General features: G+C 62.7%; 20 protein-coding genes. 14 read left to right on the top strand and 6 right to left on the bottom strand.

Annotated features, from left to right (window positions below; genetic code table 11):
* Nucleotides 1–86: 86 nt before the first annotated feature.
* Together dnaN and dnaA are read right to left on the bottom strand one after the other, a co-directional pair.
* A complete protein-coding gene (gene dnaN, locus AB6O04_RS06250) occupies nt 87–1,187 on the bottom strand; it encodes a DNA polymerase III subunit beta (protein ID WP_368562973.1) in 1,101 nt (366 codons plus the stop codon).
* Nucleotides 1,188–1,478: 291 nt separating this feature from the next.
* The gene (dnaA, locus tag AB6O04_RS06245) at nt 1,479–2,801 is read right to left on the bottom strand and encodes a chromosomal replication initiator protein DnaA (protein WP_368562972.1); all 1,323 of its coding nucleotides are present in this window, start codon (nt 2,799–2,801) and stop codon (nt 1,479–1,481) included.
* A gap of 270 nt (nt 2,802–3,071) precedes the next feature.
* On the opposite strand from dnaA, the gene rpmH reads away from it, so the two are divergent.
* From rpmH to AB6O04_RS06220, 5 genes are all read left to right on the top strand, one after another.
* Nucleotides 3,072–3,212, top strand: a complete 141-nt coding sequence (gene rpmH / locus AB6O04_RS06240; protein ID WP_337343761.1) for a 50S ribosomal protein L34 — start codon at nt 3,072–3,074, stop codon at nt 3,210–3,212.
* 85 nt (nt 3,213–3,297) lie between these two features.
* A complete protein-coding gene (rnpA, locus tag AB6O04_RS06235) occupies nt 3,298–3,723 on the top strand; it encodes a ribonuclease P protein component (RefSeq protein WP_368562971.1) in 426 nt (141 codons plus the stop codon).
* Nucleotides 3,724–3,736: 13 nt separating this feature from the next.
* Complete coding sequence (gene yidC / locus AB6O04_RS06230) at nt 3,737–5,446, top strand: membrane protein insertase YidC (protein WP_368562970.1); 1,710 nt, start codon at nt 3,737–3,739, stop codon at nt 5,444–5,446.
* 93 nt (nt 5,447–5,539) lie between these two features.
* A complete protein-coding gene (mnmE, locus tag AB6O04_RS06225) occupies nt 5,540–6,883 on the top strand; it encodes a tRNA uridine-5-carboxymethylaminomethyl(34) synthesis GTPase MnmE (protein WP_368562969.1) in 1,344 nt (447 codons plus the stop codon).
* 462 nt (nt 6,884–7,345) lie between these two features.
* Nucleotides 7,346–8,350, top strand: a complete 1,005-nt coding sequence (locus tag AB6O04_RS06220; protein ID WP_368562968.1) for an energy transducer TonB — start codon at nt 7,346–7,348, stop codon at nt 8,348–8,350.
* A 197-nt stretch (nt 8,351–8,547) separates the two neighbouring features.
* On the opposite strand, the gene AB6O04_RS06215 is transcribed toward AB6O04_RS06220, so the two are convergent.
* From AB6O04_RS06215 to AB6O04_RS06200, 4 genes are all read right to left on the bottom strand, one after another.
* Nucleotides 8,548–9,729, bottom strand: coding sequence for an ABC transporter permease (locus AB6O04_RS06215; protein WP_368562967.1), 1,182 nt, complete (start codon nt 9,727–9,729; stop codon nt 8,548–8,550).
* Nucleotides 9,726–10,472 carry an ATP-binding cassette domain-containing protein gene (locus AB6O04_RS06210; RefSeq protein ID WP_368562966.1) on the bottom strand — a complete coding sequence of 249 codons (747 nt, stop codon included), beginning with the start codon at nt 10,470–10,472 and terminating at the stop codon, nt 9,726–9,728. Before AB6O04_RS06210 ends, AB6O04_RS06215 begins: the two co-directional genes overlap by 4 nt.
* Nucleotides 10,473–10,515: 43 nt before the next feature.
* On the bottom strand, nt 10,516–12,021 hold the full coding sequence (locus tag AB6O04_RS06205; RefSeq protein WP_368562965.1) for an alpha/beta hydrolase: 1,506 nt from the start codon (nt 12,019–12,021) through the stop codon (nt 10,516–10,518).
* A gap of 89 nt (nt 12,022–12,110) precedes the next feature.
* Nucleotides 12,111–12,881 carry a ferredoxin--NADP reductase gene (locus AB6O04_RS06200; RefSeq protein ID WP_368563164.1) on the bottom strand — a complete coding sequence of 257 codons (771 nt, stop codon included), beginning with the start codon at nt 12,879–12,881 and terminating at the stop codon, nt 12,111–12,113.
* Nucleotides 12,882–12,964: 83 nt separating this feature from the next.
* Here AB6O04_RS06200 and AB6O04_RS06195 point away from each other — a divergent pair, with 83 nt between their 5' ends.
* From AB6O04_RS06195 to AB6O04_RS06155, 9 genes are all read left to right on the top strand, one after another.
* Nucleotides 12,965–13,936, top strand: a complete 972-nt coding sequence (locus AB6O04_RS06195; RefSeq protein ID WP_368562964.1) for an ABC transporter ATP-binding protein — start codon at nt 12,965–12,967, stop codon at nt 13,934–13,936.
* On the top strand, nt 13,933–14,703 hold the full coding sequence (locus tag AB6O04_RS06190; RefSeq protein ID WP_368562963.1) for an ABC transporter permease: 771 nt from the start codon (nt 13,933–13,935) through the stop codon (nt 14,701–14,703). The genes AB6O04_RS06195 and AB6O04_RS06190 overlap by 4 nt, the downstream gene beginning before the upstream one ends.
* A 416-nt stretch (nt 14,704–15,119) precedes the next feature.
* Nucleotides 15,120–15,872, top strand: coding sequence for a hypothetical protein (locus tag AB6O04_RS06185; RefSeq protein ID WP_368562962.1), 753 nt, complete (start codon nt 15,120–15,122; stop codon nt 15,870–15,872).
* Between the two features lie 102 nt (nt 15,873–15,974).
* Nucleotides 15,975–17,069 (top strand): OmpA family protein, encoded by a 1,095-nt coding sequence (locus AB6O04_RS06180; protein WP_368562961.1) that lies wholly within the window; start codon nt 15,975–15,977, stop codon nt 17,067–17,069.
* Between the two features lie 180 nt (nt 17,070–17,249).
* Nucleotides 17,250–17,798, top strand: coding sequence for an ECF-type sigma factor (locus tag AB6O04_RS06175; protein WP_368562960.1), 549 nt, complete (start codon nt 17,250–17,252; stop codon nt 17,796–17,798).
* A 165-nt stretch (nt 17,799–17,963) separates the two neighbouring features.
* Nucleotides 17,964–20,768 carry a tetratricopeptide repeat protein gene (locus tag AB6O04_RS06170; protein ID WP_368562959.1) on the top strand — a complete coding sequence of 935 codons (2,805 nt, stop codon included), beginning with the start codon at nt 17,964–17,966 and terminating at the stop codon, nt 20,766–20,768.
* A gap of 417 nt (nt 20,769–21,185) precedes the next feature.
* Nucleotides 21,186–21,524 (top strand): hypothetical protein, encoded by a 339-nt coding sequence (locus AB6O04_RS06165; RefSeq protein WP_368562958.1) that lies wholly within the window; start codon nt 21,186–21,188, stop codon nt 21,522–21,524.
* 53 nt (nt 21,525–21,577) lie between these two features.
* Nucleotides 21,578–22,618 (top strand): OmpA family protein, encoded by a 1,041-nt coding sequence (locus tag AB6O04_RS06160; RefSeq protein WP_368562957.1) that lies wholly within the window; start codon nt 21,578–21,580, stop codon nt 22,616–22,618.
* A 1,092-nt stretch (nt 22,619–23,710) separates the two neighbouring features.
* Complete coding sequence (locus AB6O04_RS06155; protein WP_368562956.1) at nt 23,711–23,980, top strand: pilus assembly protein; 270 nt, start codon at nt 23,711–23,713, stop codon at nt 23,978–23,980.
* Nucleotides 23,981–24,021 lie beyond the last annotated feature (41 nt).

The raw sequence follows: 24,021 nt of genomic DNA, 5'->3' as shown, positions 1-24,021 counted from the left end.
CGAGTCGAGCTCCAAAAACGACTTCGCCCGGCATAGACCGGGCGAAGCGCTTCGTTCCACGTGGAACCGTATGGCCATCTAGAAAACTACAAGCGCAACGGCATCACCACATGGCGGGACTTCTCGCTGCTAGCCTCGCGTACCAGTGCGGACGAGTTCGCATCACGCAGCTGGATCACGATGTGTTCGTCGCGCAATGCCGACAACGCATCCAGCAGATAGTTCACGTTGAAGCCGATCGCCAAACCATCCACTTTGGTGTCGGCTTCGATTTCTTCCTGCGCTTCTTCCTGCTCCGGGTTGTGCGCGCTGATCTTCAGCTGCCCCGGCGAGACTTCGACCCGCACGCCGCGATATTTCTCGTTGGACAGGATCGCCGCACGTTGGAGCGCTGCACGCAACACTTCGCGGTCCAGCTTCACCTCACGGTCGGCGCCAATCGGAATCACCGCGGCGTAATCGGGGAAGCGGCCATCGATCAACTTCGAGGTAAAGGTGACGTCATCACGTTTGACGCGAATGTGGCTACGGCCGACTTCCAGTTCGACCACGCGTTCGCCACCTTCCAGCAGGCGCTGCAATTCGGTCACGCCTTTGCGCGGAACAATGATCTGACGCTTCGATACTGGTGCGCCGTCCAACTCCGCCTCACACAACGCCAAACGGTGGCCATCGGTCGCGACGCAGCGCAACGTCCGCTCGCTTAGATCGAAAAGCAGCCCGTTGAGGTAATACCGGACGTCCTGCTGGGCCATGGCGAATGCGGTGCGCTCGATCAGTTCCTTCAACGTCGCTTCCGGCACGTTGACCCGCTCGGTGGCTTCAACTTCATCCACTGACGGAAAGTCATTGGCGGGCAGCGTGGCCAGGGTGAAACGGCTACGGCCGGCCTGCACGGTCACTTTGTCGCCCGACTGGCTGACGGTGACCTTGCTGCCGTCGGGTAGCGCGCGAACGATTTCGAACAATTTGCGGGCAGGAATGGTGGTCTCGCCATCCTGGGCATCGTCGACAGCGCTACGCGCGATCATCTCGACTTCCAGATCGGTACCGGTCAAGGAAAGCTGCCCACCCTGGACTTGCACCAGGAAATTGGCCAATACCGGTAGCGTCTGCCGGCGTTCAACCACATTGACCACTTGGGCCAACGGCTTAAGAAATACTTCGCGCTGCAGACTGAAACGCATTGAGTGGTTGCCCCTTCTGCTTTTGATTTTGAAGATTAAAAGCTTAAAAGCTGGTGGTGATGGTAGGAGCCAAAACGCTTAGCAACTACTCTAACCAACTGAAAGCAAAAGATTTTTTGCTAACGAAACCCGGTGGACAGAGCGCTGTGGGTAGGTGTGACAACCTGTGGATAAAAAAAGCGAGATTTTTCCCGCACACCTTATCCACAGCCCGGCCGGCCCTTGCCCACAAAATTGTCCTTTTACGCCTCCCGTTGAATTCTTTATGCTGCCGGCAGGCGCGAAAGGACTTCACTCGCTGAGCTTGCGGATCAGCTTGTCCCAGTCCTCTCGCAACTTGCCATCCGCCTCCATCAGGTGGCGGATCTGGCGGCAGGCGTGCAGCACGGTCGTATGGTCGCGACCGGCGAACGCGTCGCCGATTTCCGGCAGGCTGTGTTCGGTCAATTCCTTGGCCAGGGCCATCGCCACCTGTCGCGGCCGCGCCAGTGAGCGCGTGCGTCGCTTGGACAGCAAGTCCTTGACTTGTAGACCGTAGTAGTCTGCCACGGTCTTTTGAATATTGGGGATGCTGATGGCCTGCTGCTGCGCACGCAGCAGATCGCGCAGCGTTTCCTGCGCGAATTCGGAGGTGATGGCGCGGCCAGTGAAATTCGCACGCGCGGCCAGCGTGTTGAGCGCACCCTCCAGATCGCGCACGTTCGAGCGCATCTTCTTGGCCAGCAGGAAAGCCACTTCGTCGGGAATGACGGTGCCACGTTCCTGCGCCTTCGCCAGCACGATCGCCGCCCGCGTTTCGAAGTCCGGCGGATCGATCGCCACCGACAGACCCCAGGCCAGGCGCGATTTCAGGCGCGGCTCCAGGCCCTCCACTTCGCGCGGATAGCGGTCGCAGGTCAGGATGATCTGCTGGCGGCTGTCGAACAGCGCATTGAAGGTGTGGAAGAACTCTTCCTGCGTGCGGTCCTTTCCGGCGAAGAACTGGATGTCGTCGATCAGCAGCGCATCCACCTGCTGGAAGCGGCGCTTGAACTGGTCCATCGACTTCTCGATCAGTGCCTTGGTCATGGCGCTGAAGAATTGCTCCGAACGCAGATACAGCACGCGTGCGCTTGGATTCTGCCGGCGCAGTTCGTTGCCGGCGGCGAACATCAGATGCGTCTTGCCCAGTCCCGTGCTGCCATACAGCAGCAGCGGGTTGTGAGCGCGATCGCCGGGCTTCTGCGCCGCCTGCCACGCCGCAGCGCGGCCCAGCTGATTGCTGCGGCCTTCGACGAAGTTGTCAAAGGTGTAATGGCTGTCCAGGTTGCCGGCGAAAGGCTCGACCGGTGACGCCGGGATAACCGCGGCACTGTTGAGTGCTGTCGCGTCATGTGCGCGGCTGCGAGAGCCGATCTCCAGCGACACGTCGTTATGCCCGGCGAAATAGTCCAATAGCTCGCGGATCCGCGACAAGTAACGTTCGCGTACCTGTTCCACGATAAACGCGTTGGGCGCGTACAGGACCATCGCATTACTGCGTTGTTCGGCCTGTAGAGGTTTCAACCAGGTGTGCACATCCTCGGCCGGAAGTTCGGCTTCCAGGCGTTCGAGACAGCGGGGCCAAGCGTCCATCGCGTGAAGCAACTGAGATCTCGTCGTGAAGGACCGCGTGCTGCCGGAGGCACCACGGGTCGACCAGAAAATGGGGTCGGCCAGACTACCACCCGCAACCGACGCAGGGAATGATGTTGTGCATAAGATGTGGATGAATGGGCGAACGGCTGTACCGGCGGGGCCTGAGCGTTGGCCGTCCATGTGCAAAAGCAACGGACAGTTGACCGTAAGCTCCCGGTACCTATAGAATTTCCGGTTCTTCCTTCACAACACACGCCCGAGGGCCCCATGGCCACCAAGCGCACATATCAACCCAGCAACCTCAAGCGCAAGCGCGACCATGGCTTCCGTGCCCGTATGAAGACCGCCGACGGTCGCAAGATCCTGTCGCGCCGCCGCGCCAAGGGCCGCAAGCGCCTCTGCGCCTGATGACTTTGCCGCGTTCTGCGGCGGAGGCATCAATGCGATCCCAGTGCCGGGAGCCCGCACTCTCCGGTGCGGACTCTTCCCAGCGATGAAACTCTCTTTCCCGCGCCAAGCGCGGGTGCGTGCGCGTGCCGATTACGCGCGCGTGTTCGACCAAGCTCGCCGCACTTCCGATCCTCTGTTCAGTCTGCATTGGCTGCCTGGTGAAACACCGGCCCGGCTTGGCTTGGCGGTATCGCGCAAGGTCAGTACGCGTGCCGTGGTGCGCAATCGCATCAAGCGCAACCTGCGCGAACAATTCCGGATGCTGCGCTCTCAACTCGCCCCCGGCGATTACGTGATTGTGGCGCGCACCGCCGCGGCGCAAGTGGCGCCCGTGCAGCTGCGGGCCACCTTTGTGCGCGTCCTTACCCGCGCTGGCGCATTGCCCGCGCCGGCCGCGGGCGGCACAATGCCGCCGGCCACGCATTCCCCTTCCTCTTCCACCCCCACGTCGGCTGCCAAAGCCGGTTGAGACTGCCTGCCTGATGAACCAGACCCGTGTATTCCTGATTTTCGCCTGGCTGATGGTGGCGACCCTGTTGTGGATGGAGTGGGGCAAGCGCAACGCAACGCCTGACGCACCGGCGCCTGCGCCGACCGCCGTATCTGTTCCCAACACCTCTGGCAGCAGCACCGTTCCGAGCGCCGCCGCACTGCTGCCTCCCGCCCCAACGGCCGAGGTCGAAGCGCGGGCCAGCAGCGCCACGCCCGAGGCCGCCAAGCCGGTGACGGTAACGACCGATGTACTTCGGATGACGCTGGACGGCGGACGAGTGCTGTCGGCGGAACTGCTGAAGTATCCACAAACCAAATCGGAAGGCAGCGCACCGGTCAAACTCTTCAGCGAAGATCCCGCGAACTATTTTGTCGCCGAGAGCGGATGGATCAGCGCGGGCGTCGCTCCTACGCACGAGTACGGTTTCGTGCCCGCAGAAGGTGCCGCGAATCCCACGTTGGCGCCGGGCGCCGCGGAGATATCGGTGCCGTTCGTCTGGCAGGGCCCCAACGGCGTCACCATCCGTCGCACATTCACGCTCAAGCGCGGCGAATACACCGTGACCGTGCGCGACGACGTGATCAACACCGGCAGCTCGCCCTGGCAGGGTTCGGTGTACCGCCAGCTGTTGCGCAATCCGCCCGTCGTAAAGAGCGGTATGACCAATCCGGAATCCTTCAGCTTCAGCGGCGCCACGTGGTACAGCGCTGATGGCGGTTATCAACGCCGGAAGTTTGATGAAGATTATCTGGAAGACGGCAAGGTCGATAAGCGCACCGCCAGCGGCTGGATCGCCATCCTGCAGCACCACTTCTTCTCCGCATGGATTCCGCAGGCCGCCGACACCACGGTGATCTCGCTGGACGAACAATCGTTGCCTGGCGGCAAGCGTGCGCTGATCCGCGAGGTCGGCCCCGGTGTCGCGGTTGCGCCCGGTCAGCAGGCGACCACATCGGCACGCCTGTATGTGGGCCCGAAGCTGATCGAACAAATGAAGGCGCAGGGCGTGCCTGGCCTGGACCGCGCTGTGGACTACAGCCAGTTCATGATCTTCGCGGTGATCGGTGAAGGTTTGTTCTGGGTGCTCAACTTCCTGCACGGCTTCATCGGCAACTGGGGCTGGTCGATCATCGGTCTGGTGATCCTGGTCAAGCTGGCGCTGTATCCGCTTTCGGCGGCGCAGTACAAGAGCATGGCCAAGATGCGCAAGTTCCAGCCGCGCATCGCACAGCTGAAGGAACGCTACGGCGACGACCGCCAGAAGTTCCAGCAGGCGATGATGGAGCTGTACAAGAAAGAGAAAATCAACCCGATGGGCGGCTGTTTGCCCATCCTGGTGCAGATGCCGATCTTCCTGGCCCTGTACTGGGTGCTGGTGGAATCGGTGGAGCTGCGCCAGGCACCTTGGTTCGCCTGGATCCAGGACCTCACCGCGCGCGACCCTTACTTCATCCTGCCTGCGCTCAACATGCTGGTGATGTGGCTGACGCAGAAGATGACGCCTGCACCCGGCATGGACCCGATGCAGCAGAAGATGATGCAGTTCATGCCGCTGGTATTCGGCGTGATGATGGCCTTCTTCCCGGCCGGCCTGGTGTTGTATTGGGTCACCAACGGTGCGTTGGGCCTGCTGCAGCAATGGTGGATGACCAAGCGCCACGGGGAACCGGCAACGGCGAAAGCCACCCCCGCCAAATAGCATTCCGGCTCTCGCCTGATGCGTCAGAAAACCCGCCGAACGGCGGGTTTTCTGTTTCCGTTACCCTATTCCCCTTTCATCTTTCCAATCACCATGTCCGACGTTGCTGCTGACACCATTGCTGCCATTGCCACCGCCGCCGGTGCGGGCGGCGTCGGCATCGTGCGCTTGTCCGGTCCGGACGCTTTGCGTATCGGCGAACGCATCTGTGGCCGCGCGCTGAAGCCGCGTTACGCGCATCACGTGCGTTTCGTTGATGATCACGGAGAAACCATCGACGACGGCATCGCGTTGTCCTTTCCAGGCCCACACAGTTTCACCGGCGAAGACATCGTCGAGCTGCAAGCGCACGGCAGTCCGATCGTGCTGCAGCAACTGGTGGCACGCGCATGCGCGTTGGGTGCACGCCACGCGCGGCCAGGAGAATTTTCCGAACGCGCTTTTTTCAATGACCGGTTGGACCTGGCGCAGGCTGAAGCCATCGCCGACCTGATCGCCGCCGCCGATACGCGCGCTGCGCGAGCCGCACGCCGCGCGTTGGAAGGGGTGTTCTCGCAACGCGTCAATGCGTTGTCCGCACGGCTGCTCGCGTTGCGCGTGCATGTGGAAGCGGCGATCGATTTCGCTGATGAATCACTGGACACTCTCGGCGGCAGCGAAGTGCGCGCAAAACTTGCGCAGGCGCAAACCCAACTCACCCAGCTGCTCGCCGAAGCCGAACGCGGGCGAAAGCTGCGCGATGGTCTGCACACCGTGATCGTCGGTCCGCCGAACGCCGGAAAAAGTTCATTGTTGAATGTACTGGCCGGCAGCGACCGCGCCATCGTGACCGACGTCGCGGGCACCACGCGCGACACGTTGCACGAGACTATCCGGCTGGATGGCTTGGAACTGCATCTGGTCGACACGGCGGGCTTGCGCGAAGGCGGCGACGCGATCGAACGCGAGGGCATGCGTCGCGCGCGACTGGAACTGGAACGAGCGGATCTCGCCCTGGCGGTGTTGGTCGCCAGCGACGTCGAGGCCGGCCATAGTGCGATAGCCGACGTGATCGCCTCGGTGCCGCGAGTGCTATGGATACACAACAAAGCCGACCTGCTGACAGACGTACCGCCCGACTCGTCTGCGGTCGTCCATGTCTCGGCCGTTACTGGCGCCGGCATAGCGACGTTGCATCAGCGTTTGCGTGCTCTGGCTATTGGCGATGCCGGCGAATCCAGCGAGGGAGAATTTTCGGCACGCGCTCGCCACGTCGAAGCGCTGCAACGTGCGAGTGCCCACGCGGACGCGGCGGACGATGAGCTCGAGCACGAGCGCCTCGAACTCGCCGCGGAGGAATTGCGCCTGGCGCACGACGCATTGGGCGAGATCACCGGCCGCGTCACCGCCGACGATATGCTCGGCCACATCTTTTCGACCTTCTGCATCGGTAAATAGCGTGTGGCAGCGTCAGCTTGGTGGCTTCCAGGTAGGAGCGGCGTCCCGCCGCGAACTCTTCCGCCTTTATCGCGATCTGACAGGACGAGCTCGCGCCGGGACGGCGCTCCTACGCAGAGCTTCTCAGCTTCTTGCTGTTGTAGAGCGGAGCCTTGGGGTGTGCGCTCTTCCCGCGGTGGGCCCGGCTTCCTGGACGGAAAAAACCGCCACCCAAGCAAAAGTGTGACGGCCGTCAATCGGCACCAGCAAAGGGCCGAGGTACCCTGCGAACCGGGTAGGGGTACCCAGCCGGTGCGCACGACGGATAAAGCGGACCATCCAGGAAGGTGGAACTCAGGTCAGGAGGAATGTGTCCGGGGCCGGGAAGAGACGCGGAACATGGTTCGGGTTGACAAAATTACCGGGATCACGCGTCCTACGCATTGGGGATGTAGAAAATTTATGTTTTGGGGAGTTGAACCGATGTCATTAGCCCGTATTCACCGGCCGTCCCGCCGCGTCTTGCCATTGCTGTTGCTCCTGGCGGTGGCAGCCTGCTCCAAGGATGAACCCGCTGCACCGTCCGCCACTCCTGCGCAACCGGCGGCCACTGCGCCTGCGGCCACGCCGCCAGCACCCGCGGTATCCGCCGAGGTGCAGGCCATGAACGTCGACCAGCTGCGCGAATCGGCCACCAATGCTTTGCGCGAGAATCGCATCTATGCGCCGGGCGGCAACAACGCCATGGAGTACTACCTGGCGCTGCGCGACAAACTACCTAACGACGCTGGCGTCGCCAGCGCGCTGACCGATCTGATGCCTTACACGCTGATTGCCGCCGAACAGAGCATCGCGCGTGAAGAGTTCGCGGAAGCCCAGCGATTGTCGACACTGATCGAGAAAGCCGACCCCAATGCGCCGGCCCTTCCTCGACTGAAGCAAAGCATCGCCACCGCTCAGCAAGCCGTTGCTCAACGCGCGGTCACCGATGAGGCCAAAACCCAGGCTGAGCAGGAGACCCGTGTGAAGGAGCAGCAGCGGCTGGCCCAGCAGGCCGAGCAGCAGAAAGCGGCCGAAGCCGTCGCCGCTCAGCAATTGGCGCAACAGGAAGCCGCGCGCGTGGAAGCCGAGCGCCAGGCGGCCGCCCAGCGCGAGCGAGAAGCCGCCAACCGCCCGGCTACTCCTGCCGGCAACACGGCATCCGCACCTGCCGCGGCCCGCCCGACCGCGGCGGCGCAACCGCTGCGCGCGGTCAGCACGCCTGCGCCGCGCTATCCGCCGGACGCGCTGCGCTCGGGCACCAGCGGCGAAGTGCTGGTTGAACTCACCGTTGGCACCGATGGCTCGGTTACCGCTGCTCGTGTGGTGCGCGCCACCCCGGCACGTGTATTCGATCGCGAAGCCTTGAACGCCGTGCGGCGCTGGAAGTTCGAACCGGTTGATGCGCCTATCACTACGCGGCGCACGATCGGCTTCAACCCGGGCTAAATCTGGCAGGTGGTTGCAGAGACGCATGTAGAAAAAGGCGAGCCGGAAGGCTCGCCTTTTTTGTTGCGTCACCGTTCCACGTTGCAGGAGCGACCCTCGGCCGGTAGGAGCGCCGTCTCGGCGCGAGCTCTTTCGGTCAGATCACGATAGAAGCGAAGAGCTCGCGCCGAGACGGCGCTCCTACACGGGTTCCGGCGCTAGCCCGAGATAGCCAGCTTCTCATGGTGGTAACGCCGTACCGCGGCGAACCAGAGCAGCGCCGCCAATCCGAAGCCGGCTGCAAGATAGATCGCCCAGGTTTGCGGCCCGATGTACTCGTGGCGGATCACCTTCAGCAGCAATTGGTTCTGCGCCAGGAACGGCACCGCGTACTGCCAGGGCTGACTCTTCAGTGGATTAACCAGCAGCGCGAAGGTGGGAATCATCGGCAGCAGGATCAGCCAGGTCATGTGGCTCTGCGCCTCCTTCATGCTCTTGGCCGACGCCGCCAGGTACGTCAGCAGCGATGTGCCGATAAACAGCATCGGCAACAGGATCAACAGCATCTGCGCCATCGCGGCGAACGACACGTTGAGTTGGCGACCGATGCTGGTGGACAGTTGCGCGCTGAACTTGAACGCCAACAGCGTCAGCAGCAACGTGCCCATGCCGATAACGCAAGCCGCTGCGATTTTTCCGCTGACGACCGCGCCGCGCGCTGCCGGGGTGGCCAGCAATGGCTCCAACGATTGGCGTTCCCTTTCGCCGGCGGTGGCGTCCAGAATCAGATACGCGCCACCGATGAATGACGTCAGGATCAACAGATACGGCAGCAATGCGGACAGCAACACGCCGCGCTTGGCTTCCGGTGTCGCCAGGTCCTGAGTGCCGATGTTGATCGGCTTGGCGACCGACGCGCCGATGCCGCGCGCCAGTAGACGCAGTGCACCGACCTGCTGGCTATAACCTTCTAAAGCCGATTGCAGCCGCTTCCCAGGAATATCAGCGTCGCGACGGGTGCTGTCCTTGACGATCTCCACCAGCGCAGGATGTCCTTCGCGCCAATCTTGTGCGTAACTTTCGTGGATGCGTAAAGCCACATCCACCGATTGATCCCGGATGGCCGCGTCAAGATCATCCGGCGGTGCCACGGCCACGATGCCTTGAGTCGCCAGGAAGGCCACCAGGTTGGGCGCATGTTCCCGGCCCATGGTCGGCACTTCCAAGGTTTTGTCGATCTGCGTCTTGATGCGGTTCTCGGTGAGATAGCCCATGCCCAGCATCAGCGCCGGATACAGCAACGGTCCCATGAACAAGGCGAGCGCCAGTGTGCGGCGATCGCGCGACAGGTCACGCAACTCCTTGCGCATGACGGTCAGTACGGTGGCGAAGATGCTCATGCCTGCAGTCCTTCCTCGGAGCCGATGACCTTCACGAAAGCTTCCTCCAGGTTGTCTTCTCCCGTCTGCTGCCGCAGTTCGTCGGCTGTGCCGGAAGCGACCACACGGCCCTTGGCGATCACCACGATGCGATCGCACAACGCGGCGACTTCTTGCATGATGTGGCTGGAGAAGATCACGCAGCGGCCTTCATCGCGCAGTTGCCGCAGAAAGCCGCGCATCGCACGTGTGGTCATCACGTCCAGGCCGTTAGTGGGTTCGTCCAGGATTACGTTCTTGGGGTCGTGCACCAAAGCGCGCGCGATCGCGGTCTTGGTGCGCTGACCTTGCGAAAAGCCTTCCGTCTGCCGGTCCAATATGTCGTCCATATCCAACGCGACCGAAAGCGCGCGCGTGCGCTGTTCGATCTGCGCGCGCGACAACCCGTGCAGCTCGCCGAAATAGGCGATGTTCTCGCGCGCCGTCAACCGCTTGTAGACGCCGCGCGCATCCGGCAATACGCCGAGTGCGCGCCGTACCGCGATTGGGTCCTTCGCTGCATCGATGCCATCCACACGCACCTGTCCGCTATCCGGCGACATCAACGTGTACAGCATGCGCATCGTAGTGGTCTTGCCTGCGCCATTGGGACCCAGCAAACCGGTGATCTGGCCGTCATGCGCTTCGAAGCTGACCGCGTCCACCGCGGTGACTTTGCCTGTTTTTGTCTTGAACGATTTGTGCAGATCATCGGCGACGATCATTGGCTTGTGTCCTTGCGTCGCGTGAGTGGGAGCGCGTTGGGCATCAGGGTTCCCATCCATTGAAGCTGGTGAACGGCGGCACATAGTCCAGAGAAGCCAGGCACTTGCTATCCAACGCTTTCACATCCGCGCTTTCGATGAAGCGGCCCAGCAATTTGGGTACGCAGCCGGTGCCGAAGCTGCCGTGGCCCTGACCTTTAAGTACCAAGTGAAGGCCGTTGCGCAGGTGCCGCTCCACTTGTATGCCATACCGCGGCGGCGTGACCGGATCGAACTCACCGGACAACAGCAGAGCGGGGACATCAGATTTCAATGGCGTGTGGAAATCAGCCGGACGCGTGCCGGTCGGCCACGCCGCGCATTGCGCTTTCAGATACGCGTTCATCGTGTCGCCCAACACGGTGTCGCGATCGGCCGCATTGTCCTGCAGCAGATCGACGTCCTCGGCACAAACCACCGACAACTGCATGCCATGCATGAACTGATCGCCCAGCTGGTTTTCCAACAGCTTCGACAGCGACATCAACGGCTCATAGCGGCCTTGCTCGGCTTCGCTCAATATCAATGGCAGCAGCGCCGCGGCGTGGGGCGCATAAGAGAACATGCGAGTCAGGATGGTGACGGTACCGGCATCGACCTGTCCGGTAGCGGTCTGGTTTGTAGAAGGATCGCGGTATTCCACTTGCACGGGTTGAGCGGACAGGCGCGCCATCAAGACGCGTAGCTGCTCGCGTTGGTCTTTGCCGTACTTATCCGCGCAAACCGGCGCTTGCTGACACTGCTTGAATTGCTGCGCCAGCGCTTCGTCCAGATTGCGGGCGTGTTCGCTGCCCAGCACCAGTTCATTGGGCACCACGCCATCGAGCACCAGCGAGCGCGTGTGTTGCGGGTGACGCATGGCGTACTGCTGGGCGACCCGGGTGCCGTAGGAACCGCCGACCAGGTTGATCTTCTCGGCACCCAGCGCTGCGCGTACCGCCTCCAGATCGCGGACCGCATCGGTGGTGGTATAGAACCGCGGATCAGCCTGCAGCTGCTTGACGCACTGGCGCGCGAACGCCACGGCGGCATCGGCACTGGTGTCCTGTGTTTTGCCAAAAGCATTCTTGCCTTCCTCATCGCGGCAGGCCAGCGGATTGGATTTGCCGGTACCGCGCTGATCCACCAGCACCACATGGCGCTGCTTGCGCACATCACGGAACGCGGCATCGATGCTCGGCCAGACCTCGACGGCGGATTGTCCGGGGCCGCCCGCCAGGAAGAACACCGGGTCCTCGGTTCCGGCGCCTTCATTGGTTGCCGGAAGCCAGGCAATGTTCAAGGCGACTTTACGGCCCTGCGGCAGCGCGGGATTTTCCGCAACGTCAAAGCGCGCGCATTGCGCTTCGACGCTGACCGTCGAATACGGCGCCGCCAAGGTGCAGGGTTCGAATGCAATCTGGCCGTACCGGCGTCCGACCGGGCCGTTCTCGGAAGGCGCCGAACCACCGCACGCGGTCAGCATCAGCACGCTCAGGCCAGCGGCCAGTCGAGATCGAGAGTTACGCATGGGGCTGTTTGTCCTTGAGCAGTACCTGTACAGCATGCCATGACGGCCGCCCGCGACGGATGTGACCAAAGTACGTGCCCGGGAGTGGCCTACTTGCTGCTGACGTACTTTTCGCGCCGGATTTGCGGCACCGCCAACCCAACTTCCTTCAGTGTCTCGAAGCAGGCATCCACCATGTTGGGATTGCCGCAGAGGTAGGCAATGTCGGTGGCCGGGTTGGGTGCGAATTCCGCCAAGTGCTGCTGCACGTAGCCGTGGCGGACATCACGATGTGGTTGATCCGGCATTTCGCGCGAGAAGCAGGGCACGAAGCGGAACTGCGGATGCTTGGCCGCGAAGGCATAAAAGTCTTCGCCGTACAGCAGTTCTTCCGGCGTGCGCGCGCCAAACAACAGCACCACCTCGATGCCCCGCTCGCCAATCAGTCTTTCCAGCTCCGGCAACATGGCGCGGTAGGGCGTCACGCCGGTGCCGGTGCCGATCAGCAGATAGCGCTGGTTCTGGTCTGCAGGCATCAGGCAGAAACGGCCGTAGGGGCCGCTGGCATCGACCTGGCCGCCTTCGGGCAGGCCTTCGAACAGCGCCGTTGCCGCACCGCCCGGCACGTAACTGACCGCGATCTCCACCGCTTCGCCAGGTCCGAGTGTGTGGTCGTGGATGGTCGCCAGCGAATAGCTCCGTTTGGTGGCGCTGCCATCGGCGTACTGGAAATGCACCTGGATGAACTGGCCGGGGATGAAGTCCAGCGGCTGCCCGTCATCGCGGACGAAGACGTAGTGGCCGACGCTGGGCGCCAACATGCGGCGCGTAACGAGCTTCAATGGAAAATGGACGATGGCCAATGCGGTCGGATGGAACAGACTGGTGCCGGGTCCAGCCCGACGGGACGCCTATAATAAGCGCTTGCACTCTTTCAGGCGCCCGCCGGCGCCGCAAAGGCTCTATGGCTCCGCAAAATTCCGTTCCCAGCCACGTTCCGGCTCTTTCCATCACTGGCTTGCGCAAGATCTACGACAACGGCGTGGAAGCGCTGAAAGGCGTGTCGCTGCAGGTGAATCCCGGTGATTTTTTCGCCCTGCTGGGCCCCAACGGCGCCGGCAAATCCACTTTGATCGGTGTTGTCAGCTCGCTGGTAAACAAGAGCGCCGGCGAGGTCAGCGTGTTCGGCGTGGATCTGGACCGTGACCGCGATGGCGCCATGCGGCTGCTCGGGCTGGTACCGCAGGAAATCAACTTCAACATGTTCGAGAAGCCGCTGGACATCTGCGTGAACTACGGCGGTTTCTATGGCATTCCACGGGCCGAAGCGCTGGTGCGTGCGGAAGAAGAACTCAAGCGCGCGCAGCTGTGGGAAAAAGCCCAGATGATGAGCCGCACGCTCTCTGGCGGCATGAAACGCCGGTTGATGATCGCCCGCGCCATGATGACCCGGCCGCGCCTGTTGATCCTCGACGAGCCCACCGCCGGCGTGGACATCGAAATCCGCCGCGGCATGTGGAAGACACTGAAAGAGATCAACGCGGCCGGCACCACCATTATCTTGACCACGCATTACCTGGAAGAAGCCGAAAGCCTCTGCCGCAACCTGGCCATCATCGACCACGGCAAGATCGTCGAGCAGGGGCCGATGCGCACGTTGCTGGCCAAGCTCGACGTGGAAGGTTTCTTGTTCGACATCGACGGCGAACTGCCCCAGCAGCTGCCCGCCATCGAAGGCACCACGCTGATCGCCACCGACAATCACACGCTGGACCTGGACATGCCACGCGCCATGGATCTGAATCGCGTGTTCGCCGCGTTGAACGATGCCGGCATCCGCGTGCGCTCCATGCGCACCAAGAGCAATCGGCTAGAGGAACTGTTCGTGCGGCTCACCGGCGACGAAGCCGCCGCGCGCCGGGAGCAGGCCGCATGAGCAATCCCAACCTGGTTGCACTGGGCACGATCGTCCGCCGCGAAGTGATGCGCATCCTGCGCATCTGGGGCCAGACCCTGGTACCGCCGGCCATCACCATGACGCTTTATTTCCTGATCTTCGGTGGCCTGATCGGTTCGCGCATCGGCGACATGGGCGGCTACAGCTACATGGAATTCATCGTGCCTGGGCTGGTGATGATGAGCATTATCCAGAACAGCTACGGCAATATTTCGTCCAGTTTCTTCGGCGCCAAATTCGGGCGCCACGTGGAGGAACTGCTGGTCAGCCCCATGCCCAACTGGGTGATCCTGCTGGGCTACGTCGCCGGCGCGGTGCTGCGCGGTCTGATGGTCGGCTCCATCGTGCTGGTGATCGCGATGTTCTTCACCAAGGTGCGCATCCCGCATCCGTTGATCACCCTCAGCACGGTGTTGCTGGGCGCCACGATCTTCTCGCTCGCGGGTTTCGTCAACGCGGCCTACGCCAAGAAATTCGACGATATCGCCATCGTGCCCACCTTCATCCTGACCCCGCTGACCTACCTGGGTGGCGTGTTCTACTCGGTCAAGCTGCTGCCGCCTTGGGCTGAAGCGATGACGCACGCCAACCCGATCTTCTACATGGTCAATGCTTTCCGCTACGGCTTGCTGGGCACCAGCGATGTGCCGCTGTGGATTGCTTATGTGCTGATGATTGGCTTTGTGATTGCGCTGGGCGCGCTGGGTTTGTGGTTGTTGAAGCGAGGCGTTGGGTTGCGCAGTTAGCCAACCCCGTGGAACTCGGTGTATCCATGTAGAGCGGAGCTGCGCCCCCGCGGTAACGCCGAACCAGCAGTAATGAGCCGTCGCAACGGCAGGCGGCAATTGATAGCTGCTTCTCGTAGAGCGGAGCTTGCTCCGCTGCTTTTTTCTTTTCCCGTAACGAAGGGCAGCGGAGCAAGCTCCGCTCTACGTGCGCGCTCGCCGATTGAAAGCGGGCAAACCAAGATTCGCTTGTGACGCCGGATCGGCTCCCGCCCGATGCCAGGAGGCACCCGGCCCCGTCCTTCTCACACCGCCTGCTCATGTCGCAGCGCCGCCCCTGTCAGTTCCATGCCCCGGAGTGCGTATGTAGGGATGGGAGTGTCCGCCGCAACGATCACGTTCGGCGGGATCGCTCTTCACGAGATGGGAGATACGACATGAAGCTCCGCGCAATTCTTTACACGACGGCATTGGGCCTTGGCATGGGCGCAGCCGCCGGTGTTGCGGCACAGGAAAATTCCGGCATTGTGGGCGAGAAAGGGATCATCGGCGAAAAAGGGGTCGCCGACGAGGAGCAGTCCGCCGACGGAGCGAACACTCCGGCGTCGTCTTCGCAATTGACGAAGAGGGATCGTGCGGCGGCGAGCACCACCGGCACCCGAGGTACGGTGGCGCAGCCGGTACCGGCACAGCGGATTGATGCCGCCAGCGCGGCACGATTGCGCCAGGAGACCGTGACCGCGCCGAATCGCGGTTTGGCCCCGCGGCCGGCGGTTGGCCCCGGCCCTATGGGCCAGCGCGGCAGCAACCAGAACGGCGGGGGCAAAGGCCCGCCGAACGAGCCGCCGAAACAGAACATGGGCAGGCTGACTGGCGATGCCGGCTGGGCCAGCCAGAGCGACGAGAAGCTGCCGCACAAAGAGCCCAAAGGCCCCGACAAGATGCCCAACGCCTTGGGCAGTGTCGACCGGCTGGGCAATGCCGGTCTGGCGGGGAAGAGCGACGACAAGCCGCCGAAAGAGCCCAAGGATCCGAAAGGCCCGGACAAGCTGGGCAACACGGCATTGAAGGTCCAGACCTTGGAGGCTGCTGCGACCCGCACCAACGCGGGTGTGGCTCTGCCAGCCACGCAGGTCCGCGCCGCCGATGCTGCGCAGCAGGCGCAGGGTGCCGTGCAGAGCCGGCCCTGACCCACGGTTAGCGGGGGAGTGGGGGCTGCGGGGATGGACGAACGGGCGCGACCACGGCCGTTCGTCGACGCCGCCCAAGTGAATTTTTTCTGGAGAAATATCATGAAGACGAAACTGCCGGTCCGCCTTGCGGGCCTGCTGGTTCTGGTCGCCACCGTCATGCCGGCGATGGCGCAGAACCTGGGCGGCATGCTCAAGGACACGTTCAAACGTGCAGTCACTAGCGAAGTGCAGCGCAAGACCGACCAGGAGACCCGTCGCGCCACCCGCTGCGCGCTCGGCGACAAGCGTTGCGCAAGCGAACAGGTCGCCGCCAACGGTGCGCAGCCCGGCGCCGCAGGTTCGGCCCGCGGCGCCAGCGATCATCCGCTGATCCCACGCTATGAGGGCTCGCAGATCGTCCATTACGAATCCGAGGCGTTCACCGACTACGGCCTGCGCACCGGCAAGGCAAAGAGCAGCGGCACGCGCATGGTCGAGGGCAAACTGACCCGGATCACCTACCAGGGCCCGCAGGACCGTTCGGTGCTGGAAGTATTCCGCAACTACGAAGCAACCCTGCGCGAAGCCGGCGCGCAGATGCTGTTCACCTGCGCTGGAGCGGCCTGTGGCGACATCCGCAAGGACATCGAAAGCGACAAGCGCTACATGGTGTTGTGGGGCAGCGGCGATCACCGCTACCTGGCCGCACGGCTGGCGCGAGGCGGTAGCGAGGTGTTCGTGTCGTTGTGGGTGACAAAGAACGCCAGCGGCGGACCCGCGCGTGGCCGCGCGATGGCTCAATTGGATGTGGTGGAAACCAAAGCGATGGACGACCGCATGGCCGCCATCGATGCCGATGCGCTGCGCCGCGACCTGGCCGATGGCAGTGCCACGTTGTACGGCATCCAGTTCGACTCCGGCACGGACCGGTTGCGGCCGGAAGCGGACGAGCAGATCGTGCAGATCGCCGAACTGCTGAACCAGGACCGCCGATTGTCGATCCAGGTGATTGGCCACACCGACGGCCAGGGTTCGGAAAGCAGCAATGTTGCACTGTCCGAGCGCCGTGCCCAGCGCGTGGTCGACCGGTTGAACGACCTCGGCGTCGACCACGCACGCCTGCGCGCGCGGGGCCTTGGCGAGAGCATGCCGGTGGCCAGCAATGACAGCGAAGAAGGCCGCGCGCTGAATCGCCGCGTTGAGATCAGGCGTTGAAGCGACCGATGAGCGCCGCGCATGATGTGGTGGGCGTAGCCGGGCGGGATGGTCGATCTGCAGAGTATCCATCCGTCGCCTCCTCAGGGGCCGCCGGCGCACGCCGTTTGCTCGTCCACTAACGCCCGCTCCCCGGGCGCAGTAAGCTCATGCTTCCGGATGGGGGCGATGGGGGGATGCGTGGGGAACGAGATCACCCGGTTGTTGGCGCAAGCGCGCAGCGGGGAACCGGAACGGCTGTCGGCGGTGTTCGAATCGCTCTATCCGGAATTGCGCCGGCTAGCGGCCTCCCGCCTGAACCGCGGCGAGCAAACTCTCAGCCCAACCATGCTGGTGCACGAGTTGTATCTGCGCGCCACCACCGGTGAACCTTTGTCCGCCACCGACCGCCGGCATTTCTTCGCCACCGCGGCCAAGGCGATGCGCTGGATCGTTGTCGACCACGCCCGGCACAAAGGCAGCGAGAAGCGCGGCGGAGGACAGATCGCGGTGACTCTGACCGACGCACTGGCGGTGAGCAACGCGGACGAACCGCAGATACTGGCGCTACACGAAGGTTTGGAGGCGCTGGGCGAGATCAACCCGCAGCAACGCGAAGTGGTGGAACTGCATTACTTCGCCGGGCTCGAATTCGCCGAGATCGCCGAACTGTTGGGTTGTTCGCAGCGGACGGTATATCGAGAGTGGGAGCGCGCCCGCGCTTTCCTGCATGCGCAGTTGAAGGACTAGAACGCTATTGGGCAGGGCCTGCCGCAGCCGGTGCGCGCGGTGCAAGACCGAAGGAGAAAGGTATGCCGTCGTTGTCGTCGCTACATGCCTGGGTGATGATGCGGGCCCGCGCGCACCGGGCTCCGGTCCGTGCGACTCATCTCCATCGTTTTGACGGGCCTAGCCATGGACGCGGTTGAGAAGGCCGTTTGGCGCGAAGCCGATCGCGTACTCGATCAGCTGCTCGACCTGCCCGCCGAGCGTCGTGTCGCGCACCTGCAAGCACTCGATCTGTCTGCGCAGGTACGACAGCGCGCAGAGCGCCTGTTGGCCGCGCATACCCTCAGCCGCGGGCCGTTGGATGAAGCCCTGACCAGCGAATTCCAGATGCATGCACCGGATCCGAGTCTGAGCGGCCGTCGGCTGGGCCGCTGGCGCTTGCAGCAGGAAATCGGTCGCGGCGGTATGGCGGCGGTCTATCGCGCCACATCGGCTGAACTACCCTTGGACCAGGTGGCGGCGGTCAAGGTACTGACGTTGGGTGCACTGGCGCAGGGCGGGCGCGAACGTTTCCTGCGCGAACAGCAATTGTTGTCGCGGCTGCGCCATCCCTATATCGCGCCGTTGTACGACGCCGGTGTCGCCGAAGATGGCACTCCCTGGCTGGCACTGGCGCTGGTGGAAGGAGAGCGCATCGACACATGGTGCATTCACCACGCTGTGCCGCTGGAAGCGCGCGTTGCGCTGTTGCTGCAGGTCGCCGAAGCGTTGGCTTACGCGCATCGCAATCTGGTGATCCACCGCGACATCAAGCCATCCAACGTGCTGGTCGACGAGGATGGCCATGTGCGGCTTCTGGACTTCGGCATCGCCCGGTTGACCGATGAACTGGAGCCCGATCAAACCGCTACCGCGCTGCGCGCGCTGACACCGGAATACGCCGCGCCGGAACAGTTCGTTGGCGCACCGCCCAGCACCGCCATGGATGTCTATGGCTTCGGCGCGCTGCTGTATCGCGTGCTCTGCGGCCGTTCTCCGCGCGCTGCCGGTTCCCTCGACGCCACCGCTGAAATTCCTCCGCCTTCGCGCGCGTCGCGGGGTAGTGCGGACCGGACGGAGGAGCATCGCTTCTCAGCCCGTTTGCGCGGCGATCTGGACACCATCGTGATGAAAGCGCTGGCGCGGCAGCCGGAGCAGCGCTACGCCAGCATCGAAGCCCTGGCCGACGACCTGCGCCGCTGGCAGGCGCGGCGACCTATCCGCGCGCGCGCGCCCAGCATCGGCTATCGCTTTCGTCGCTTCGTGGTGCGCAATCGTTGGAGTGTCGCGGCGGCAATGGTGTTGTCCGCGGTGATGGTCACCGGTATTGCCAGCACTGTGTGGCAGGCCCAGCGCGCTCAGCGTGAAGCGCAGCGGGCGCGGGCCGCGGCAGAGGAGTCGCAGGCGCAGCTGACCTACTTGAACAGTGTGTTGGAGGTATTGGCGCCCAGCACCGCGGAAGCCCGTGAGCGCGATAGGCACCAGATCATTGCCGACGCCGTCCAGCGTGCGCGTCAGGATCTGGCTGGTCGCGAAGCCTTGCTCAGCTCGGTGGAGCTGACACTGGGCCAAGTGGCCGAGCGCACCGGCGATTATCCGCAAGCCGCGCAACTGTTCTCATCGGCGCTCGCACGCAGAAAGACGTTGTTCGGTCCCGACAGCATCGAGGCGGCGGACGCCATGGTCGCTAGCGCGCGGGTGGCGGTGATGGTCGATCCGCCAGACAACGCACAAGCAATGGCGTGGTTGCAGGACGCAGTGGCGATACTGCAGCGGCAAGCGCCGGGCTCCGCTTCGTTGGTGGAAGCGCTGACGGGGTGGGCGGCGCAGTTGGGCAGCGTCGATCGTCACGACGAAGCGCTGGCCGCGTTGAAGGAAGCGCAAGGTGTTTGCCACACCTTGCCGCAGAGTCCCGCCAGCTGCGAGCAAGTCCTGTTGCACGAAGGCGAGATACTGCATCGACTGGGCCGTTATCGTGAAGCGCACGTACCTTGGCAGGCACTATGGGATCTCCGGCGCCAGCGCTATGGCGATGCGGATGCGAAGACCCTGCTCGTCGCCAGCATGTTGGGCCAAAGCTACGGCCGGGACGGCAATCCGCAGCGCGCCGTCAGCATCCTGGAGCAGGTCTACACGCAGCAGCAGCGCATTTACGCCACCCCAACGCTGGAAATGCTGCGGACGTTGCAGAGCCTGGCCGAGGCCGCCGCCATCGCAGGCGACTATTCGCGCGCGCTGGAACTTCGGCTGCGGCATATCGAGCAAACCCGCGAGCTATTCGGCGAAACACATGACGAACTGGCCACCAGCTACGGCAATCTCGGCAGTTTGCACTTCGCGATGGGCGAGTATGCACAGGCGGCCGCCGCCTACCGTCATGGCCGCCGCTTGTATGTCGCACTGTATGGGCCGGATCATGCCGGCGTCATGATCTGCGACGGCAACTACGCCGATGCGTTGCGCGAGATGGGTCGGTCCACCGAGGCGTTGCCACTGCAACGCAAGGCATTGGCCGCCATGGAGCGGATATTCGGCAAAGACTCGGCGCGCGCTGCCGCGCGACTGAGCAATCTGGCGCGTACAGAGATGGCGCTGGGGAATGCCGCCAGTGCGCTGACCCACTACGACCGTGCCATCGATATCTACCGCGCCAGCGGCACCAACGCACGCAACGCCGCGGTGGTAATGGCTTACCGAAGCGGCGCCCTGCTCGCGCTGGAACGAGCGGCCGAGGCGCGCGCCGAAGCAACCGCCGCATTGCGCGAGATAGAAACCGAATTCGGCAGCGATCACCGCTACTACTGGGAAGGATTGTCACTGCAGACCAGCGTGGTATGCGCCGTACCGGCCGATGTGGAATGCCCCTTGTTGCGTGACCGCGTCACCGCGGCGCTGCAACGGCAAGACCTCCCCGGCGGCGCGCGAAAGAAACTGGAAGAAGCGTTGCTGTAGGCACAACACCGGCGAAGGCCGTCGCAACGGCAGGCGACAACAAATAGCCACCGCTTCTCGTAGAGCGGAGCTTGCTCCGCTGCTCTTCGTGACCCAAAAAAGCAGCGGACCAAGCTTCGCTCTACGAAAGCGCGGAAGCATCGTCAACCGACGTCTGGCAAGCGGAAAAACGCGCACGCGCTATCGGCGGCGATCTTGACAGCCGCTTCCCCATCCTCACCATGGCCCCTCACCAACTTTTGGTCGGCATGCGCCAGGTACATCGATCTGCTGCCTATCGAAGCGTGACGTGATTCGCGCATCGCGTCTTCACTTGCCTGAAGCGAAAACATGGATTGCGGCGCACGTGTCTTGCACACACAACCCGCTGCTATCCTCGGCCGGCACGTCCGCACTCACTGGTTCAAGGAGCCCAGCATGAATCCAAAGATCGTATTCGCCGCCTTGTTGATGACTGTCGCCATCTCTGCGCATGCGCAGTCCGGCAGCCCCGGACAGAACTGGGGCAAGCTGGTCGGAGTCAACCACTCCAATGCCAAGGCTTGCGGCGCCACCGCTGCTCAGCTTGCCGCGTACAAGCGGAAAAATATGGAGCAGGGCAAGGTTCTGTACGGGCGCATGGGCGACTATCCCACCGATTTTGAGGCTGGCTTCAAAGATGCGCACGCCCGCAACGACAAGGCGCTGCAAGCCAATGGCGGTCGTCCCGCCGCCGACGTCTGCAAGGACCTGCTGCAGCAAGTCGCACAACCCTGAGCCACCCCGGCTCTCGTGAGCTTTCGCTCTCCTCAACCCTGGGAAAGTCTTACATGATCGCGATTCCCTCCTCCGCGCTGCGCGTGGCGTTGGCCGTGTTTGCCGTACTCGTCATTTCCACCGCCTGCAGCGAGCGTAAGCAAGAGCATGCCGCGGAGACGGCCACCGCCAGCGTTCCAGCCGCCGAACCTGGCGGACAGGCCGAACCAACCAAGCCAGCCGAACAAGCGAACAACGGTTTCGACATCGGCAAGCTGCCGGTCTCCGACAAGCCGCTGGGGGCGTTTCCCTATCTCGGTCTGCCGGCCGGCTATGCAGCGAACGGCAACCCGGTAACCAACGACTTCGACAGCTTTCCTTTCTGGACCGGAAAGCAGTATCAATGGGTCGAAGGGAAGATTTACGCCGCCGGATTCGGCGCCGCACAGAACAAGTCGTTCTCGCAGCTGGAGGTATCGCGCAATGTGGAAGCGCTGGTGTCGTCGCTGGGAGGCGTCAAGGTAGCGAGCGGGCAGATTCCGCCCCAAGCGCTGAAGCAACTCGACGCGAAAGGTATCGGCGTGCGCTATTCCGAAGGCCTGGGCGATGTGTACAACTATCCGAGCGAGACCTACGTGATCCACCGCGCCGATCGCGATATCTGGATCCATCTGTGCAGCCACACCGCCGGCGGCGGCTGGGTTATCGCCGAAACCAAACCGTTCCAGGCCACGGCGGTGGTCCTGCCTGCCGCAGAACTGCAGCAACAACTGGACGCCACCGGCAAAGCGACGATCCACGTGAACTTCGCCTCGGCACGCGCGGAGATCCTGCCCGAATCCCAGCCGCAGATCGCGCAGGTGCTCTCGCTGCTGCAAGGCAACCCCGCGCTCCGACTCGCGGTCAACGGGCACACCGACAGCACCGGCGACCCGGCTGGCAACAAGTCGCTTTCGCAAGCTCGCGCGCAGGCGGTGGTGACCGCGCTGACCGCAGGCGGGATAGCCGGTGAACGCCTGCGGGCCGCCGGCTTCGGCCAGGAACAGCCGATCGCCGACAACACCACGGAAGAAGGAAAGGCGCGCAATCGCCGGGTGGAGTTGATCCGCCTTTGATCGGGCAGGAATCGGTATTCCGTTGCAGATAGACGAACCCACTCTTGCTTGAGCGTCTCTTCTTTCGCGGGCCTTCGCCGTCCACGCATGAACGAATCCGTAGTTGGGCAGAAAAGATCGTCGTGGCAAAAAAAATCGCACCGGATGAAGCATCGCGGTGTGGGTTTGCAGACCGCATATTGATGTCGTTGTCGAGGATTCGCATAACGCCGCGTTTCGGTCACTCTCCGTTACTCTCCACCCCAGCGGCGCTGAAAAAATCGCGCAGCCCCAGCTTGGGTCCGCAGAATCGGAAATGCGTCCGGCCCCATCTTCCTCCATTTGTTCTGGAGAAAAAATTGCGGGCTGGAGCGGCCTCCCGGCTCGATCGTGTCGGCGCCAGCTACAGCGCCCGACGGACTTCGATTCATGTGAATGCCGCGCCTGTTACCTGGCGCATTGACGCGCGCATTTTCCAATGCCGCTTCAGATGAGGCATTTCGTCACCGCACGAGGGATAGTTGTAGCGGCCAACCCATATGGCCACCGTCGTTAAAGCGGACGGACCACGCAGGGATCAAGTGAAAAGGTAAACACGATTGCGAGGCTTCATGTGCGCTAGATATCTTCATCGGCGCGGCCTACATCGCATCGAGGCCATCGTGGAGCTCGATCACAGTGCAGGCCCAAAGCGCTTTTCACCACGTTGGTGCCGCGCGTGAACCCACGCAGACACTTTCGTGAAGCATGTCTCGAAACAGCTATGAATCACAGCACGCTATGGTGTGAAGAACGCATGACAACGGCGATCCTTGTTATGGAAAGTGAAGAAAATGCCTAAAAACAAGCACAAAAATGAACGTGCGCAAATATGGAAGAAAAAGTTTTGCCAGAGTTCATAAGACTTGTATTTGTAATTTTGCGCAGCTAGGCTCCAAGCGTCCTCACTAAATCGTGCATCAATCGAAAACACGTTTACGTGCGGACATACGAGCCCCCGCTCCAACATTTCCTCTGGTGTTCTGTTCCGAATTATTTATTTCTATTGCAATTTGCTTGTTGGATTGGGTCCATATAAACCGTGGGTCATCTAAAACCATGGAGAGGCAACAGATGCACAAGCAGTCCAGGCATTTTGGTTTCAAGAAGCAACTCGGTCAGGGCATGACCGAATACATCATCATCACCGCACTCATCGCCATCGCCGCCATCGCGGCCGTGACGTTCTTTGGGGGCACTGTTCGCAGCCAGGTGGCTGGCATGGCGAAGGAACTGTCGGGCCAAAGCGCCACACAGTCGATCAATCGCGCCAAGAACACCTCCAACCAAGCGCAGAGCGAGGCGGATAAAGAAAAGGGGATGGACGCGTACAAGAACAAGTAAGCGTCCAGTCGAGTCCTTATATGGGCCGGCCGCTGCGCGTG

Origin of the sequence: Pseudoxanthomonas sp. UTMC 1351 (assembly GCF_040948865.1) — a bacterium.
In the GTDB taxonomy this organism is placed as follows: domain Bacteria; phylum Pseudomonadota; class Gammaproteobacteria; order Xanthomonadales; family Xanthomonadaceae; genus Pseudoxanthomonas_A.
Note: the sequence above shows the minus strand (reverse complement) of the source record. Positions and strands in the feature narration are given on the sequence as shown.

What these genes read in the sequence shown, in the direction of transcription:
- dnaN (WP_368562973.1), bottom strand. Translation starts at nt 1,187, where the DNA reads ATGCGTTTCAGTCTGCAGCGCGAAGTATTTCTTAAGCCGTTGGCCCAA.
- dnaA (WP_368562972.1), bottom strand. Translation starts at nt 2,801, where the DNA reads ATGGACGCTTGGCCCCGCTGTCTCGAACGCCTGGAAGCCGAACTTCCG.
- rpmH (WP_337343761.1), top strand. Translation starts at nt 3,072, where the DNA reads ATGGCCACCAAGCGCACATATCAACCCAGCAACCTCAAGCGCAAGCGC.
- rnpA (WP_368562971.1), top strand. Translation starts at nt 3,298, where the DNA reads ATGAAACTCTCTTTCCCGCGCCAAGCGCGGGTGCGTGCGCGTGCCGAT.
- yidC (WP_368562970.1), top strand. Translation starts at nt 3,737, where the DNA reads ATGAACCAGACCCGTGTATTCCTGATTTTCGCCTGGCTGATGGTGGCG.
- mnmE (WP_368562969.1), top strand. Translation starts at nt 5,540, where the DNA reads ATGTCCGACGTTGCTGCTGACACCATTGCTGCCATTGCCACCGCCGCC.
- AB6O04_RS06220 (WP_368562968.1), top strand. Translation starts at nt 7,346, where the DNA reads ATGTCATTAGCCCGTATTCACCGGCCGTCCCGCCGCGTCTTGCCATTG.
- AB6O04_RS06215 (WP_368562967.1), bottom strand. Translation starts at nt 9,729, where the DNA reads ATGAGCATCTTCGCCACCGTACTGACCGTCATGCGCAAGGAGTTGCGT.
- AB6O04_RS06210 (WP_368562966.1), bottom strand. Translation starts at nt 10,472, where the DNA reads ATGATCGTCGCCGATGATCTGCACAAATCGTTCAAGACAAAAACAGGC.
- AB6O04_RS06205 (WP_368562965.1), bottom strand. Translation starts at nt 12,021, where the DNA reads ATGCGTAACTCTCGATCTCGACTGGCCGCTGGCCTGAGCGTGCTGATG.
- AB6O04_RS06195 (WP_368562964.1), top strand. Translation starts at nt 12,965, where the DNA reads ATGGCTCCGCAAAATTCCGTTCCCAGCCACGTTCCGGCTCTTTCCATC.
- AB6O04_RS06190 (WP_368562963.1), top strand. Translation starts at nt 13,933, where the DNA reads ATGAGCAATCCCAACCTGGTTGCACTGGGCACGATCGTCCGCCGCGAA.
- AB6O04_RS06185 (WP_368562962.1), top strand. Translation starts at nt 15,120, where the DNA reads ATGAAGCTCCGCGCAATTCTTTACACGACGGCATTGGGCCTTGGCATG.
- AB6O04_RS06180 (WP_368562961.1), top strand. Translation starts at nt 15,975, where the DNA reads ATGAAGACGAAACTGCCGGTCCGCCTTGCGGGCCTGCTGGTTCTGGTC.
- AB6O04_RS06170 (WP_368562959.1), top strand. Translation starts at nt 17,964, where the DNA reads ATGGACGCGGTTGAGAAGGCCGTTTGGCGCGAAGCCGATCGCGTACTC.
- AB6O04_RS06165 (WP_368562958.1), top strand. Translation starts at nt 21,186, where the DNA reads ATGAATCCAAAGATCGTATTCGCCGCCTTGTTGATGACTGTCGCCATC.
- AB6O04_RS06160 (WP_368562957.1), top strand. Translation starts at nt 21,578, where the DNA reads ATGATCGCGATTCCCTCCTCCGCGCTGCGCGTGGCGTTGGCCGTGTTT.
- AB6O04_RS06155 (WP_368562956.1), top strand. Translation starts at nt 23,711, where the DNA reads ATGCACAAGCAGTCCAGGCATTTTGGTTTCAAGAAGCAACTCGGTCAG.